The organism is Streptomyces stoeckheimensis, from assembly GCF_045822005.1.
In the GTDB taxonomy this organism is placed as follows: Bacteria; Actinomycetota; Actinomycetes; order Streptomycetales; family Streptomycetaceae; genus Streptomyces; species Streptomyces stoeckheimensis.
Window position 1 is genome coordinate 2,035,309 of sequence record NZ_CP169550.1, and the last position, 15,928, is coordinate 2,051,236.

Sequence of the window (15,928 nt, forward strand, 5' to 3'; positions counted from 1 at the left end):
TCGGGCAACCGGACGTCGACGAAGCCTCTCCGCCCGTCGACGGGAAGTGGTCGTAGACGGCCTCAGTTGTCCCGGATCACCCGTACCGCCGCGGCGTCCACGTGACGCGGGACCCGTCGGGCCGCTCGGTCACCTGGGTCTGGGAGGAGCCGATCAGCAGGATCGTCCGCATGTCCACCTCGGACGGCTCCAGTTCGGCCAGCGTGACGATCCGGACCGACTGCTCCGGCCCGCCCACGTCGCGCGCGACGACCACCGGGGTCTGCGGTGCGCGCAGCTCCAGGAGCAGCTCGCGGGCCTGCGCCACCTGCCAGGTCCGGCTGCGGGAGCCCGGGTTGTACAGGGCCAGGACGAGATCGGCCGCGGCGGCCGCGCGCAGCCGCTCCGCGATGACCTCCCAGGGCTTGAGCCGGTCGGAGAGGGAGATGGTGGCGTAGTCGTGGCCGAGCGGGGCTCCGGCCGCGGCGGCCGCCGCGTTGGCGGCGGTCACGCCGGGCAGTACCCGTACGGGCACGTCCTCGTACTCGGGCTGCCCCGCGACCTCCAGGACGGCGGTGGCCATGGCGAAGACGCCGGGGTCGCCGCCGGAGACCACGGCCACCCGCTTGCCGCGCCGGGCGAGGTCGAGCGCGAACTCGGCGCGCTCCGACTCGACCTTGTTGTCCGAGCCGTGCCGGATCTGGCCCGGCTTGACCGGGACCCGGTCCAGGTAGGTCGTGTACCCGACCAGCACCTCGGCGTCGGCCAGCACCCGCCGCGTCTCGGCGGTCAGCCACAGCGGTCCGGCCGGGCCGGTGCCGACCACGGCGACCTCTCCGGGTCCGGAGGGCACGCTGCCCGGGTTCCCGATCCGGCTGGGCAGCACGGCGACGGCGAAGTAGGGGACGGAGTCGGGGTCGGTGTCCGCCAGGACGCCGGTCCGCTCCCCCTCCATCGTGGCGCGCTCCACGTAGCGCGCCTCGGCGAGCCGGCCACTGTTCTCCATGGCCCGCCGTATGGCGGGGAAGGTGCGGCCGAGCTTCATCACGACCGCCGAGTCGGTGGCGGCGAGGCGGGCCGTGAGCTCCTCCTCGGAGAGGGTGCCGGGCAGGATCGTCAGCACCTCCTCACCCTCGACGAGCGGGGTGCCGAGCCGGGCGGCGGCGGCGCTCACCGAGGTCACCCCGGGGATCACCTCGGTCTCGTACCGGTCGGAGAGCCGCTTGTGCATGTGCATGTACGAGCTGTAGAAGAGCGGGTCGCCCTCCGCGAGCACGGCGACGGTCCGGCCGGCGTCCAGGTGGACGGCGAGCCGGGCGGCGGAGGCCTCGTAGAACTCCTCCATCGCGCCCTGGTAGCCGCCGGGGTGGTCGGTGGTCTCGGTGGTGACCGGGTAGACCAGCGGCTCCTCGATGTGGTCGGAGCGCAGGTGCTTCGCGGCGATGGAGCGGGCGATCGAGCGGCCGTGGCGGGCGGAGTGGTACGCGACCACGTCGGCCTCCGCGATCACCTCGACGGCGCGCAGCGTCATCAGCGAGGGGTCGCCGGGCCCGAGTCCCACTCCGTAGAGCCGTCCCGGAGCGGGGGTGCGGTCGGTGCTCATTCGGCCACGCTCGCGATGGCGTTGACGGCGGCCGCGGCCATGGCGCTGCCGCCGCGCCGGCCACGGACGATCAAGTGGTCGAGTGCGGAGGGGTGTTCGGCGAGGGCGTCCTTGGACTCGGCGGCGCCGATGAACCCGACGGGGACCCCGATGACCGCGGCGGGGCGCGGGGCGCCCTCCTCGATCATCTCCAGCAGCCGGAAGAGGGCGGTCGGCGCGTTTCCGACGGCGATCACCGAACCCTCCAACAGGCCCCGGTCCCGCCAGACTTCGAGGGCGGCGGCGCTGCGCGTCGTGCCCATCTTCGCGGCGAGCTCCGGCACGGCCGGGTCGGAGAGGGTGCAGATCACCTGATTGTCGGCGGGCAGCCGCTTGCGGGTGACCCCGCTGGCGACCATCTGCACGTCGCACAGGATCGGCGCACCCGCCTCCAGGGCGGCGCGCGCCCGCAGGACGACCTCGGGCGAGTAGCCCAGGTCCCGGGTCAGGTCGGTCATCCCGCAGGCGTGAATCATGCGCACCGCGACCTGGGCGACCGAGGCGGGCAGCCCGGAAAGGTCCGCCTCGGCGCGGATCGTGGCAAAGGACTGGCGGTAGATCTCGGCGCCGTCCTTCTCGTACTCGAACACGGTGTACTCGCTCATTTCTTCACTGCGTCTTCGGACACTCGGGGTTGGCTGCGCGCGTCGGCGACGGCCTGGGCAAGTTCGTGGGAGGGCACCGGTCGGCCGTCGAGGCGGTACCCGTCGGAGGTGGCGACGAGGTCGACCCACGCGGTGCCGCGCGGATGCCCGCACCGGCGCTCGCATCCGGACCAGTGCACGGGCGCTCCGGCGGGCCCGGCCGGTGCTCCGCCGTCCGCGGCCACGACGGCCCGCGCGTCGGCGCGTACGTCGGACAGCGCCTTGGCGCAACCCGGCCGCCCGGTACAGGCGGTGACGGACTCCCAGGGGCCGTCGGGCGCGACGGACAGGCCGGCCGCCTCGAGTTGGGCGTAGCCGTCGACCGGGCGCCGGGTGCTAGCGCGGGGCAGCACGATGCTCCGCCAGGGGGTGATCCGCAGCCCGCCGTCGCCTGCGACGCGCACCAGGAGCCGCCACTGGTCCGCGGTGAGCCGGCCGAGCGGGGGCAGGACGCACAGCGGCGTGCGGTCACCGGTGCCGGGGCCCCACGGCTTGGGCGGCGGGGCGTACGGCCAGGCCACCTCGGGAACGAGGTCCGCGGCGATGCCGGCCGCCCCGAGCCGCGCCGCGAGCTCCGCGTCCTCCAGGGCGTGTACAGAGGGCAGTTCGGCCACCCGCCAGGCGCGGGTGCCGGCGGCGTCCGCGGAGTCGAGGAAGTACTCGGCCGCGAGCAGCGCCGCCCGGGGTGCGTCGGCGGCGTCCACCTCCACGGCGCCCGGGGCCGCGCCGAGCCGGACCAGGGCCCGGCCCCGCGGTGTGCCGAGCAGGGTGACATCGGGGTCGAGCGCGGCGACGTCCCCGCGCCCGTCGTCGATGGCGAACAGGAACCGTCCGGACAGGGCCGTCGCGCGGGTGCTCGCGCACAGCAGCCGGTCCAATTCCCCGACCCAGGGGGTCACATGGGGCCGCTCGGAGCCCAGGATCCCGGACAGCGGGGTCGCCACGACGTTCCGTACCCGCTCGTGGCCGGGGGCGGGCAGCAGTCCGGCCCCGTCCAGCAGCTCCGCCAGCCCCGCACCGCACCCTTCGGCGAGCCCGCGCAGCTGCACGTTCCCGCGCGAGGTGAGCTCCAGGTGCCCGTCCCCGAACCGGTCGGCGGCCAGCGCCAGCACCGAGGCCTGCCGGGCGGTGAGCAGACCTCCCGGGATCCGGACCCGCGCCAGGTACCCGTCGTCGGCGGCATGCAGGCGCAGCGCGCCGGGGCAGGCGTCGCCGCGATCCCGTATGACGGGTTCGTCCCGCGCTGCGGCGGAGGGGGGCGTGGGCATGGCGGCGAGCATACCCACGATTCTGCGCCCACCCCCTGTGTCGATCACCACCCCGAACCGGCCACCCCGAACCAACCACCGGCCCGCGCCGAATCCAGCCCTGCCGCCCTTCAACGCCTGAAGCCCGCCCAGCCCAGCCCCGCCGGTCCCTGCCGAACGCAGCCACCGGCCCCCGCCCAACCCAGCCCCGCCGGCGTTTGAGGCGCGGGGCCCGGGGCAGAGCCCCGGCAACGGCGCCGCACCCGACCACCGCACCCCGGCCCACCCGGCACCCCACGGGCCCGCAGCCGATGACCCCGACCACGACCCAGCGTCACCGCAGGTGACCCACCCCCCTAAGATGAGTCCAAGGCGGCCAACAGGCCCGCCATCGCCGAGGACGGCGACATGGGAGGAAGCCCGGTGCGAATCCGGCGCGGTCCCGCCACTGTGAATCCGCGGCCCCGGCCCCGGATGAGTCAGGAACTCCCGTCGTCCTCACTGCCCGGGGCGCGGAAACCCCGAGGAAGGCCTGCCGCCGCATGATCCTGCTGCTGTCGACGTCCGACACCGATCTGCTCAGCGCCCGCGCAGCGAACGCCGGGGACGCTCCCGTCCCGTACCGGTTCGCCAACCCCTCCCGCCTTCCCCTCGACGACCTCCCGGGTCTCCTCGACGGCGTCACCCTGGTCGTCGTACGCCTCCTCGGCGGCCTCCGCGCCTGGCAGGACGGCCTCGACGTGCTCCTGGCCCCCGGCCAGACCCGCCCGGTGGTCGTGCTGACCGGTGAACAGGCCCCCGACGCCCAGCTGATGGAAGCCTCGACCGTCCCGATCGGCATCGCCGCCGAGGCGCACGGCTACCTCGCCCACGGCGGCCCGGCCAACCTGGAGCAGCTCGCCCGCTTCCTCTCCGACACCGTGCTGCTCACCGGCCACGGTTTCGAGCCCCCGGCGGCCTCCCCCACGTGGGGCCCGCTGGAGCGCACCCCGCAGCGCACCGAGGGCCCCCGGATCGCGGTGCTCTACTACCGCGCGCACCAGATGAGCGGCAACACCGCCTTCGTGCACACGCTCTCCGAGGCGATCGAGGCCCACGGCGCCCAGGCGCTCCCCCTCTACGTCTCCTCCCTCCGCTCCCCGGAGCCGGAGCTGATCGAGCAGCTCGCGTCCGCCGACGCGATCGTCACCACGGTCCTCGCCGCCGGCGGCACCAAGCCCGCCACCGCCTCGGCCGGCGGTGACGACGAGTCCTGGGACGCCGGCGCCCTGGCCGCCCTCGGCGTGCCGATCCTGCAGGCCCTGTGCCTGACCGGCTCCCGGTCCGCCTGGGAGGAGAACGACGAGGGCCTGTCCCCGCTCGACGCCGCCACCCAGGTCGCCGTGCCGGAGTTCGACGGCCGCCTGATCACCGTCCCGTTCTCCTTCAAGGAGCTGGACGAGGACGGGCTGCCCGCCTACGTCGCCGATGCCGAGCGGGCCGCCCGCGTGGCCGGCATCGCCGTGCGCCACGCGCGCCTGCGCCACATCGAGCGCCGCGACAAGAAGATCGCCCTGGTCCTCTCCGCGTACCCCACCAAGCACTCCCGCATCGGCAACGCGGTCGGCCTGGACACCCCGGCCAGCGCCGTGGAGCTGCTGCGCACGCTCATCGCGGGCGGGTACGACTTCGGTCCCGTCGAGGACGTCCCGGGCCTGGTCTCCGGCGACGGCGACGAGCTGATCCGCGCCCTGATCGAGGCCGGCGGCCACGACCAGGACTGGCTCACCGAGGAGCAGCTGGCCCGCAACCCGGTCCGGATCCCGGCGGCCGACTACAAGCGCTGGTTCGCCGAGCTCCCGGCCGAGCTGCGCGACAGCGTCAACGAGCACTGGGGTGAGGCGCCCGGCAGCATGTTCGTGGACCGCTCCGCGAATCCCGAGGGCGACATCGTGCTGGCCGCCCTGCGCCGCGGCAACCTCCTCATCCTCATCCAGCCGCCGCGCGGCTTCGGTGAGAACCCGATCGCGATCTACCACGACCCGGACCTGCCGCCCTCGCACCACTACCTGGCCGCGTACCGCTGGATCCAGGCCCGCGCCGAGGACGGCGGTTTCGGCGCCGACGCGATGATCCACCTGGGCAAGCACGGCAACCTGGAGTGGCTGCCGGGCAAGAACGCCGGCCTGTCGGCGTCCTGCGCCCCCGACGCCGCGCTCGGCGACCTGCCCCTCATCTACCCGTTCCTGGTCAACGACCCGGGCGAGGGCACCCAGGCCAAGCGCCGGGTGCACGCCACCCTGGTCGACCACCTGGTGCCGCCGATGGCGCGCGCGGAGTCGTACGGCGACATCGCGCGCCTGGAGCAGCACCTCGACGAGTACGCCCAGATCTCCGCGATGGACCCGGCGAAGCTGCCGGCCATCCGCGCGCAGATCTGGACCCTGATCCAGGCCGCGAAGCTGGACCACGACCTGGGTCTGGAGCAGCGCCCGGACGACGACGGCTTCGACGACTTCCTCCTGCACGTCGACGGCTGGCTGTGCGAGATCAAGGACGCCCAGATCCGCGACGGTCTGCACGTCCTGGGCGGCGCCCCGACCGGCGACGCCCGGGTCAACCTGGTCCTCGCCATCCTGCGCGCCCGCCAGATCTGGGGCGGTACGACGGCCCTGCCCGGTCTGCGCGAGGCGCTCGGACTCGACGAGTCCGCGGCCACCCGCACCACCGCCGACGAGGCGGAGGAGACGGCCCGCGCGCTGGTCCAGGCGATGGAGGACGCGAACTGGGCTCCGGAGGCGGTGGCTTCGGTCGCCGCCGGGCACTCGGCGGAGGTGGCGGCCGTACTGGACTTCGCGGCCCGCGAGGTCGTCCCGCGCCTGGCCGGCACCACCGACGAGATCGCCCACGTGGTCAGCGCCCTGGACGGCGCGTTCGTCCCGGCGGGCCCGTCCGGCTCCCCGCTGCGCGGTCTGGTGAACGTGCTGCCGACCGGCCGCAACTTCTACTCGGTGGACCCGAAGGCCGTTCCCTCGCGCCTCGCGTGGGAGACCGGCCAGGCCCTGGCCGATTCCCTGCTGACCCGCTACCGCACGGACAACGGCGAATGGCCCGCGTCCGTCGGCCTGTCCCTGTGGGGCACGAGTGCGATGCGCACCTCGGGCGACGACGTGGCCGAGGCCATGGCGCTGCTCGGCGTCCGCCCGGTCTGGGACGAGGCCTCGCGCCGCGTCACCGGCCTGGAGCCGATCCCGCTCGCCGAGCTCGGCCGTCCGCGCATCGACGTGACCCTGCGCATCTCGGGCTTCTTCCGTGACGCGTTCCCGCACGTCATCGGCCTGCTGGACGATGCCGTACGGCTGGCGGCCTCGCTGGACGAGCCGGCCGAGGACAACTTCGTACGGGCCCACGCGCAGGCCGACCTGGCCGTGCACGGGGACGAGCGGCGGGCCACCACCCGCATCTTCGGCTCGCGCCCGGGCACGTACGGCGCGGGCATCCTGCAGCTGATCGACTCCCGCGACTGGCGCACCGACGCCGACCTCGCGGAGGTCTACACGGTGTGGGGCGGGTACGCGTACGGCCGGGGCCTGGAGGGGCGCGCGGCGCGCGAGGAGATGGAGACCGCCTACAAGCGGATCACGGTCGCGGCGAAGAACACCGACACCCGTGAGCACGACATCGCCGACTCCGACGACTACTTCCAGTACCACGGCGGCATGGTGGCCACCGTCCGCGCCCTGCGCGGCACGGCCCCCGAGGCGTACATCGGTGACTCGACCCGGCCCGAGACGGTCAAGACGCGCACGCTGGTCGAGGAGACCTCCCGCGTCTTCCGTGCCCGCGTCGTGAACCCGAAGTGGATCGAGGCGATGCGCCGCCACGGTTACAAGGGAGCCTTCGAGCTGGCGGCCACGGTCGACTACCTCTTCGGCTACGACGCCACGACCGGCGTGGTCGCCGACTGGATGTACGACAAGCTGACCGAGACGTACGTCCTGGACCCGGAGAACCGCGCCTTCCTGGAGGAGGCCAACCCCTGGGCCCTGCACGGGATCGCGGAGCGGCTGCTGGAGGCCGAGTCCCGCGGCATGTGGGAGAAGCCGGATCCGCAGGTCCTGGAGGCGCTGCGCCAGGTGTACCTGGACACGGAGGGCAACCTCGAAGGCGAAAGCGACTAACCGGGCACCGGCTGGATCAGACTGAGCCGCATGTGCCATTACTGCGGCTGCCGCGAGATCCCCCTGATCAAGGAGTTCATCGCCGAGCACGAGGCGGTGACGAACGCCGCGGGCGACGCGCTGCGCGCCCTGGACGCGGGGGACCTCACGAGGGCGCGCGCCCTCGTCGCGGAGATGACGGCCGTCCTCCTCGCCCACTGGAAGGGCGAGGAGGACGGCCTTTTCGCGGTCATGGAGCAGGACCCGGAGTACGCCCCGTACATCGCGGCGCTGGTCGGGGAACACCGCGAGCTGGCGGCGTTCCTCGCCGGCGCCGACGTGGCGGACCCGGCGGACGCCGAGGCCCTGCGCCGGGCGGTGGAGGAGCTCCACCACCACATCGCGAAAGAGGAGGACGGCCTCTTTCCCGCTTCCCTCACCGCCCTGACGGGCGACGACTGGGACCGGTCCATCGAGGCCTGGCGCGCGGCCCATCCCGACGGGGACCTGAGGCCCGCCGGGTAGCCGGTGCGCCCGGGTGGTCGCGCTACTTGGTGCTCGTGCTACTTGGTGCTCGCGCTACTTGGTACTCGCGCTACTTGGTGGTCTGGTTCAGCGCGACCAGCGCCTGCGCCCAGCGCGCGTACTTCAGCTGGCCGAAGTCGGCGACGGTCTTGACGCCGAAGGCCTCCTGCAGCAGCTCGCCGTCCTTGTCGGTGACGCCCTTGAGCGCGGCCACCGGCGCCGCGAGCACCTCCGCGAGCGGCTTGTCGGCCCACGCCTTGTCCAGCACCTTGTCGAGGTCGATCGCCATGAGTGTCCCTCCGGAATCACAAAGTATGAACTGATGTCACAAACCTAGAACAATCGGACAAGCATCCGGGGATGCGACACCAGCGCCTTCCGGCGCGCCGTGCACCCGCCCGACCAAGGGGCGGGCGCACCCCCCTCACTCCGGCGGATTCCACGTATAATCCGCCCCGTTCCCCCTGCACTTCGCGTCGGATATCGGAATCGAAAAGGCTGTGACCAAGAAATGAATTCACTGCGGGCGCTTCTCGACGGCGGGATTCCGCTGGTGGCCGTCAGCTTCGACGACAGCGACACCGAGCCGCGCGCCCACGCCGCGAAGAGCGCCGGCGTCGACGTGGCCGAACTGCGCGTCGACCGGTACGCGGCGACCGGAACGGACCATGTCCTGGCCCAGGTCGACGAGTTCAAGACGCTGCCGGTCCTGGCCACGATCCGGTCCGCCCGCGAAGGCGGCGAGTGGAAGGGCACCGAGGCGCAGCGGCTCGAACTGTTCCGCGCGCTCGCCCCTCGGGTCGACGCCGTGGACATCGAGCTTTCCTCCGGGGAAATCCTGTCCGAGGTGATCGAGGCCGCCCACCGGCACGACACGGTGGCGCTCGTCTCCTATCACAATTTCGAATTCACTCCGGCCACCGAGGAACTCCAGGCCGTCATCGACGACGCGAAGAGCGCCGGCGCCGATGTGGTCAAGGTGTCCACGATGGTGCGCTCCGAGGACGACGTACGGCGGCTGGCCTCGCTCCTGCTGCGCGCCGGAGCCGAGGACACCCGGCTGGTCGTCATCGCCATGGGCGAGGCCGGGGCGGTGTCCCGCGTCTTCTTCCCCGCCCTCGGGTCCCGGATCACGTACTCCTTCTTCGGTGCCAGCTCCGCCCCGGGCCAGCTCGACTTCCCCGAGACCTTCGGCCTGCTGCGCAAGTTCTACCCGGCGTTCGACGAGCGGAAGTCCGCCGGGGCCTGAGCCCCCGCGCCGGGGAGGGGCACCACCTCCCCGGCCGCCTCCCCGGCCCCTCCCCCGGCTGCGTCTCCCCCGTCGCTCTACCGGTCACCGGCCCCATCCGTCGCAGAACGGCGCACACGTCACCTGATGAAGTGAACTCCCCCTTATCCCACCGGCACCCGGGGTAGGGCCCTGCTGATCTCGTGAGGAAACCGACGAGACAGTCAGACGAAAGGCCCACCCTGCCGTGACGCAGCCGTTTCAACTGCCGGATTTCTATGTGCCTTATCCGGCGCGACTGAACCCCCACCTGGAGGACGCCAGGGTCCACACCAAGAAGTGGGCCCGCGACTTCGGGATGCTGGAAGGTTCCGGCGTCTGGGAGGAGCGCGACCTCGACTCGCACGACTACGCCCTGCTCTGCTCGTACACCCACCCCGACTGCGACGGCGAGGCGCTGTCCCTGGTCACCGACTGGTACGTGTGGGTGTTCTTCTTCGACGACCACTTCCTGGAGATGTTCAAACGCTCCCAGGACCGCGAGGGCGCCAAGGCCTATCTCGACCGGCTCGGCGCCTTCATGCCGATGGACCTGGCGGACGGGTTCCCCGAGGCCACCAACCCCGTCGAGGCCGGACTCGCCGACCTGTGGGCCCGTACCGTCCCGGCCATGTCGATGGACTGGCGGGAACGGTTCTCCCTGTCCACCAAGAACCTGCTCGACGAGTCGATGTGGGAACTCGCCAACATCAACATCGGCCGGGTCTCCAACCCCCTCGAATACATCGAGATGCGCCGCAAGGTCGGTGGCGCCCCCTGGTCGGCCGGCCTCATCGAGTACGTCTCCGCGGAGGTTCCGGCCCGCGTCGCGCACTCCCGCCCCCTCGGCGTGCTGCGCGATTCCTTCTCGGACGCCGTGCACATCAGGAACGACATCTTCTCCTACCAGCGCGAGGTCTCCGAAGAGGGCGAACTGTCCAACGCCATCCTGGTGTTGGAGACCTTCCTCGGCTGCACCACCCAGGAGGCCGCCGAGGCCTCCAACGACCTCCTCACCTCCCGGCTCCAGCAGTTCGAGCAGACCGCCCTCGCCGAACTCCCCCAGCTCTTCGCCGAACACGCCATGGACCCGGCCGAGATCGCCGCCGTCCTCGCCTACGCCAAGGGCCTGCAGGACTGGCAGTCCGGCGGCCACGAGTGGCACATGGTCTCCAGCCGCTACATGAACAAGGAGGCCCGGGCCACCGCCCCGCTCACCCTGCCGTTCATGCCGACGGGCCTCGGCACCACCGCCCTCGACCTCCGCTCCCTCCTCGCCCCCCGCGCCCTGGAGCTGCGCCGGCGCTCCTTCACCCACGTCCCCTTCGAGCACACCGGCCCGTCCGTCATCCCGGACGTCTACATGCCGTTCCCGCTCACGCTCAGCCCGCACCACACCCGCGCGCGCGAGGAATCCGTGGCCTGGGCCCGGGAGATGGGCCTGCTCGACCCGCAGATCGGCGACCCCGGCTCCGCGATCTGGAACGAGGAGAAGCTGCGCGGCTACGACTTCGCGCTCTGCTCCGCGGGCCTCGACCCGGACGCCACCCCCGAGGCCCTGACCCTCAACGCCTGCTGGCTGACCTGGGGCACGTACGGGGACGACTACTACCCGGTGGTCTTCGCCCAGCCCAAGAACGCGGCGGCCGCCAGGGCCACGCACGCCCGGCTCCTCGCCATGATCCCGGTCGACCACGCCGAACAGGCCGTACCGGCCACCGCGATGGAGCGCGCCCTCGGCGACCTGTGGGTGCGCACGAGCCGGGACATGGGCCCGTCGGTGCGCGCGGAGTTCCGGGCCACCCTCGTGGACATGCTGGAGAGCTGGCTGTGGGAGGTGGACAACCAGATCCTGAACCGCATTCCGGATCCGGTGGACTACGCCGAGATGCGCCGCCGCACCTTCGGCACCTACCTCACCATGTACCTGTGCCGGCTCGGCCGGGCGGGCCGGGGCATCCCCGAGGAGATCTACTCCTCCGGCACCATCCGCTCCCTGGAGAACGCCGCCGCCGACGCCGCCTGCCTGATCAACGACATCTTCTCGTACCAGAAGGAGGTGGAGGTCGAGGGCGAGGTGCACAACTACGTGCTCGTCACCCGCAACTTCTTCGACATCGGCTACCCGGAGGCCCTGCACATCTGCCACTCCCTGATGACGCAGCGCACCGAGGAGTTCGAGCACATCGTCGCCACCCAGCTGCCGCTGCTCTACGAGGACTGGAAACTGGACGCGCAAGCCCGGGCCGGACTCGACGGCTACGTGGGCGAGTTGCAGGACTGGCTCGCCGGAATCCTCAACTGGCACCAGAAGGCGAAGCGTTACCGCGAGGAGGATCTGCACCGGCTGGGTGACGGGATCTCCACCGGCGTCCTGGGCGCCTCCTTCGGCATGGCGGCGGCCCGGATCGGCCTGCCAGGCTGAGCTCGACTGAGCCCGGCCGAGCGCGGTCGAGCTCGGCCGAGCCCTGAGGCTCACCCTGCGTAGGACCGCCGTAAAGTACCCGCGTGATCAAGAAAAGAATCCTCACGGCCCTGCTCATCGGGGCCCTCCTGACGGTGGGCGCTCCGTCCGCCTCTGCCGAGGACACGACGACGTACGTGACCACCGGCCCGGTCTTCAACAAGCCCAGGGGCACGACGGCCGAGCAGGGCGCGATCCTCAGCCAGCTCGGCCGTCTCGTCAACGGCGCCCAGAGCGGGTCGACCATCCGGATATCGCTGTACCTGTTCGGATCGAGCTGGCTCGCGGACCAACTCGGGGCGGCGCACCGCAGGAACGTGAACGTGCAGGTCCTCGTCGACGACGACAGCATCACCGACGGCTGGATGTCCGGCTCCGGTGCCACGGTGAGGGACAAGCTGACCACGGCCTTCGCGGCGACCCCGCCCGCGGGCACGACGTACGGCACCTCCTGGTTCAAGGTGTGCGCCGCGAACCGGCCGTGCCTGGCCAAGGGCACGGGCGGCGTCAACCACAACAAGTTCTTCCTGTTCTCCCGGACCACCGGCAGCGGCCTTCCCGACAAGGGCAAGCCGGTCGACAACGTCGTGGTGCAGTCCTCGGGCAACCTCACCACCTGGGACCGCGAATCCGCCTGGAACGACGCCATGACCGTCGCCGACAACGCGGACCTGCACGCCGGCTACACCCGCTACTTCGACCTGATGGCCGCTTCGCAGGCGCTGCCGGACGGATCGGGGCGGGTCGACAACCTGGCGATCGACGTGGAGGCGGGCCCGGCCAAGGGCTACTTCTTCCCGCGGAGCTCGACGGACGTCGTCGAGAACATCCTCAGCATGGTCGAAACCCCCGTCACGAACCCCGACGGGACCACCGCCCCGGTCTGCCACGGGAACACCGCCGGTCACGGCACGGCCGACGGCCGCACCGTGATCCGCATCGCCAACGGCCACATCTCCCGGCCGGTCGTGGCGGAGAAGCTCTGGAAGCTGGCCGACGCCGGCTGCTTCGTCGACGTCGTCCACGGCAAGCTCTCCGACTACGAAGCCGAGGGCGTGCACCGCGAGACCGCCTACTGGCTCACGAGGTCGACCGCGAAGGGCAAGATCTCCCTCCACCGCCTGGCCAACGACGACCTGAAGAACCCGGCCGACCCCGCGGTCTCCGGAACCTTCAGCCACACCAAGTACCTGCTCATCGAGGGCTCGTACAAGGGCGCGAAGGACCAGAAGCTCGTCTTCACCGGCAGCCACACCTACACCGGCATGGCCCTGACCAGCAACGACGAAGCGCTGCTGAAGTACAACAGCCCGACGGTGCACGAAGCCTACGTGGCGAACTTCCGCGAGCAGCGCGCCGCCGCGCTCGCGGAATCCCAGTACGGCGGAGTCCTCTAGCAGATCGCTAGAACTCGTCCGCCGTGTGCGGCAGCAGCGCGGTGCGCAGTCCCGCGTCCAGGGCCGCCGCCGCGCCGGGGGTGTGCTCCACCACCAGGGCGGCCGCGGCCAGTTCGACGGCCCGGGTCCCGCCGAGGTAGCAGGCCGCGAGCTCCCGTACGTCCAGGGTCAGGTCCGGGGCCCGGCCCGCGGCGGCGGGCTCGTACGTCGCCCCGTCCGGCCCGGCCTTCAGGAGGAACCGCCCCGCGTTCGCGGGCAGCCGTACGTCGGTCAGTTCCAGTACGAGTTCCACGGGCGCGGCCCACGAGCGGCGGGTCAGCGCCGCCGCCACGTCGACCAGCCGCAGCCAGAGCGCCGGGAACGCGGCGGTGACCCGGACCTGGTCCCGGTCGGCGGCGAAGTGCAGCAGCGGGTCGTCGGCCGGCCGGCCCCATGCGGTGACCCGGCCCGTGAGGTCGAGGGAGGCCACGCACTCCCACAGTGCGGCGGCGGCCTGCGGGGTGTCGGCCTCCAGCTCGTCGACCCGGACCAGCCCCGGGGTCCGCACGCCCCCGGTGTCCCCCTCGGGCTTCGTGCGGTAGAGGACGTAGCCCGCGATCGGTGCGCCGGGCTCCCCCAGGACGATGATCCGGGGCGGGCTGAGCTCCTCGTCCTCCTCGTCCTGCTCGATGAGCCACTCCTCGGTCCAGCGCCGCTCGCTGCGCGTGGGCCGTCCGGCCCGGACCGCGCGGGCCGCCTCGTGGTACGGGCCCACGACGGCGACGGCCTCCTTGGGGTCCGCGGTGGCGACCAGCCGGAGCGGCCGCCGGTCCGCCTCGATGCGCAGGGCCAGCGGCCGGGTGGAGTCGATCTCGATGGTGGCGCCCTGGGTGGCGCTGCCGTAGCCGAAGCGCCCGTAGATGGCGGCCTCGGAGGCCCACAGGGCGGCGACGGGACTTCCCTCCGCCCCCGCCCGCCGCAGCATCTCCCCCATCAGGGCGGTCAGTACGCCGCGCCGGCGGTGGGTGGGGGCGACGGAGACGAAGGTGAGCCCGGGGCAGGGCAGGTCCGCGCCGGGCACCGAGAGCCGGAACGCGTGCGCGGCCATGAACCCGACGATCGCGTCGCCTTCGTAGGCCCCGATCCGCAGACAGGCGCGGAGCAGCTCGTGGTGCCGCTCGCGCCCCTCCTTCTCCGGGCGGTCGTGGAAGACCAGGTACGCGAGCTCCAGAGCGCGGTCGATGTCGGCCTCGGGCACTTCGCGGATCTCCACCATGATCCGGAGACTAATCGGTCATGGTGGACCAGTCACTTCATAAGGGCGGATTCTCGTTCCGGCCGCCGTGGGTCAGTGCGCCGCGGGCCCCGTCCAGTCCGCCGGAACGTGCCCGAGGCGGACCCGCTGGGGGTGGTCTCCGACGGGTACGGACACCCGCTTGGCGCCGGTGGCGAAGTCGATGGCGGTGACCTGGTCGGCGCCGCTCTCGGAGATCACGCAGCCGGTGCCGTCGCCGTCGACCGTGGCCCAGTAGGGCTTGGCGGCGGGGACGAGGGGCCCTTGCTCCAGGGTGGCCCGGTCCACGACGGTCGCGTAGTCCTCCATGGTCCCCGCGACGCACAGCTTGGACCCGTCCGGGCTCATGGACATGCCGTGGTGCCGGGAGTCGTTGACCCACGTCGTGCGGTCGGTGCTGGTGGCGGGGTTCACGGGGAGGGTCTTGATCCGGGTGATCCGGTCGGCGGCCACGTCGTACTCGACGAAGCCGTTGAAGAAGGACACCTGGAAGTAGAGCTTCGACTCGTCCGGGGCGAAGGACATGGGCCGCACGGCATCGGACAGGTCGGAGCGCCCGAAGGCGTCGAGGCGGGCCCGCATGTCGATCACCCGTACCGGGCGCAGGGTCTGCGCGTCGGCGACCGTGATCCTGCGGTCGCCCTTCGTCCAGTCCAGCCAGGGCGCGTCGAGGGCGGAGGTCACGTCACCGATGGAGCTGTTCCACAGGAAGCGGCCGTCCCGGGTGAAGGTGTTCTCGTGCGGTTTGTCGCCGGTGGCGAAGGAGCCGGCCTGGCGGCCGCTCGCGATGTCGAGGACGTGCACGGTGTTGGCGGTGGAGGCCGAGACCGCCACGCGGGTGCCGTCCGGGGAGACGGCCATGTGGTCGGCCCGGTAACCGGCCACGGGGAAGCGCCAGTTGATCCGGCCGGTGCGGACGTCGATGGAGACGACGTCGGCGAAGCTGGGGCGGGAGGCGACGACGGCGGAGCCGTCCGGGGTGGTGTACATGTCGTCGACGAACTGGTCGTGCCCCTCGCCCGCGGTGGCCCGGACGCCCAGGAAATAGGCGAGCTTCACCGGGTTGAGGTAGATCTCCCGGAGCCGCTCCTCCTTGTCCGGGACCATGTTGATCCGGCCCACCTTGGCCAGGTTCCCGGTGGAGGCGAGGACGTCGGCGGTGCCCTCCCAGTTGTTGCCCACGAACAGGACCTCGCGCGGGCCCGCGGCGGCCGCCCCCGCGGCCGTGGACAGCCCGGCGCCCGCCGCGGGCGCGGGACCCGCCGCGAGGGCGGCCAGCACCAGCGCGGCCACGGCCGCGAGGGCCGGCAAGCCCGTCAAGACACCGCGGTTACTCGATCGGCTGACAGAC

11 protein-coding genes and 1 riboswitch are annotated in these 15,928 nt (G+C 72.2%); of the genes, 5 read left to right on the forward strand and 6 right to left on the reverse strand.

All coding sequences use genetic code 11. From position 1 onward, the window contains the following. Positions 1-76: 76 nt before the first annotated feature. Genes ACE1OC_RS09510 through cobG form a run of 3 tightly spaced genes read right to left on the reverse strand, consistent with a single transcriptional unit; the run spans position 77 to position 3,533 of the window. Positions 77-1,582, reverse strand: coding sequence for a precorrin-2 C(20)-methyltransferase (locus ACE1OC_RS09510; protein WP_407836645.1), 1,506 nt, complete (start codon positions 1,580-1,582; stop codon positions 77-79). Beyond that, positions 1,579-2,226, reverse strand: a complete 648-nt coding sequence (locus ACE1OC_RS09515) for a precorrin-8X methylmutase (protein WP_243338785.1) — start codon at positions 2,224-2,226, stop codon at positions 1,579-1,581. Before ACE1OC_RS09515 ends, ACE1OC_RS09510 begins: the two co-directional genes overlap by 4 nt. Then, entirely contained in the window at positions 2,223-3,533 is a 1,311-nt protein-coding gene (gene cobG / locus ACE1OC_RS09520; protein WP_407836646.1) for a precorrin-3B synthase, read from the reverse strand. The genes ACE1OC_RS09515 and cobG overlap by 4 nt, the downstream gene beginning before the upstream one ends. Positions 3,534-3,924: 391 nt before the next feature. Continuing rightward, a riboswitch (cobalamin riboswitch) is annotated at positions 3,925-4,001 on the forward strand. Between the two features lie 53 nt (positions 4,002-4,054). Between cobG and cobN the strand changes: the two genes are divergently transcribed. Beyond that, positions 4,055-7,672 carry a cobaltochelatase subunit CobN gene (cobN, locus tag ACE1OC_RS09525; protein ID WP_407836647.1) on the forward strand — a complete coding sequence of 1,206 codons (3,618 nt, stop codon included), beginning with the start codon at positions 4,055-4,057 and terminating at the stop codon, positions 7,670-7,672. Positions 7,673-7,702: 30 nt separating this feature from the next. Beyond that, a complete protein-coding gene (locus ACE1OC_RS09530; RefSeq protein WP_407836648.1) occupies positions 7,703-8,176 on the forward strand; it encodes a hemerythrin domain-containing protein in 474 nt (157 codons plus the stop codon). A 70-nt stretch (positions 8,177-8,246) separates the two neighbouring features. On the opposite strand, the gene ACE1OC_RS09535 is transcribed toward ACE1OC_RS09530, so the two are convergent. After that, positions 8,247-8,465, reverse strand: coding sequence for a hypothetical protein (locus tag ACE1OC_RS09535; protein WP_250744176.1), 219 nt, complete (start codon positions 8,463-8,465; stop codon positions 8,247-8,249). A gap of 222 nt (positions 8,466-8,687) precedes the next feature. Between ACE1OC_RS09535 and aroD the strand changes: the two genes are divergently transcribed. The 3 genes from aroD (at position 8,688) to ACE1OC_RS09550 (ending at position 13,304) form a co-directional block, all read left to right on the forward strand. Next, the gene (aroD, locus tag ACE1OC_RS09540) at positions 8,688-9,425 is read left to right on the forward strand and encodes a type I 3-dehydroquinate dehydratase (protein WP_407836649.1); all 738 of its coding nucleotides are present in this window, start codon (positions 8,688-8,690) and stop codon (positions 9,423-9,425) included. Between the two features lie 226 nt (positions 9,426-9,651). Continuing rightward, on the forward strand, positions 9,652-11,868 hold the full coding sequence (locus tag ACE1OC_RS09545) for a terpene synthase family protein (protein ID WP_407836650.1): 2,217 nt from the start codon (positions 9,652-9,654) through the stop codon (positions 11,866-11,868). 83 nt (positions 11,869-11,951) lie between these two features. Next, a complete protein-coding gene (locus ACE1OC_RS09550) occupies positions 11,952-13,304 on the forward strand; it encodes a phospholipase D-like domain-containing protein (protein WP_407836651.1) in 1,353 nt (450 codons plus the stop codon). A 7-nt stretch (positions 13,305-13,311) separates the two neighbouring features. Here ACE1OC_RS09550 and ACE1OC_RS09555 read toward each other — a convergent pair whose 3' ends face one another. Both ACE1OC_RS09555 and ACE1OC_RS09560 read right to left on the reverse strand, forming a co-directional pair. Next, entirely contained in the window at positions 13,312-14,559 is a 1,248-nt protein-coding gene (locus ACE1OC_RS09555; protein ID WP_407836652.1) for a GNAT family N-acetyltransferase, read from the reverse strand. Between the two features lie 72 nt (positions 14,560-14,631). Beyond that, on the reverse strand, positions 14,632-15,897 hold the full coding sequence (locus tag ACE1OC_RS09560) for a YncE family protein (protein ID WP_407836653.1): 1,266 nt from the start codon (positions 15,895-15,897) through the stop codon (positions 14,632-14,634). Positions 15,898-15,928 lie beyond the last annotated feature (31 nt).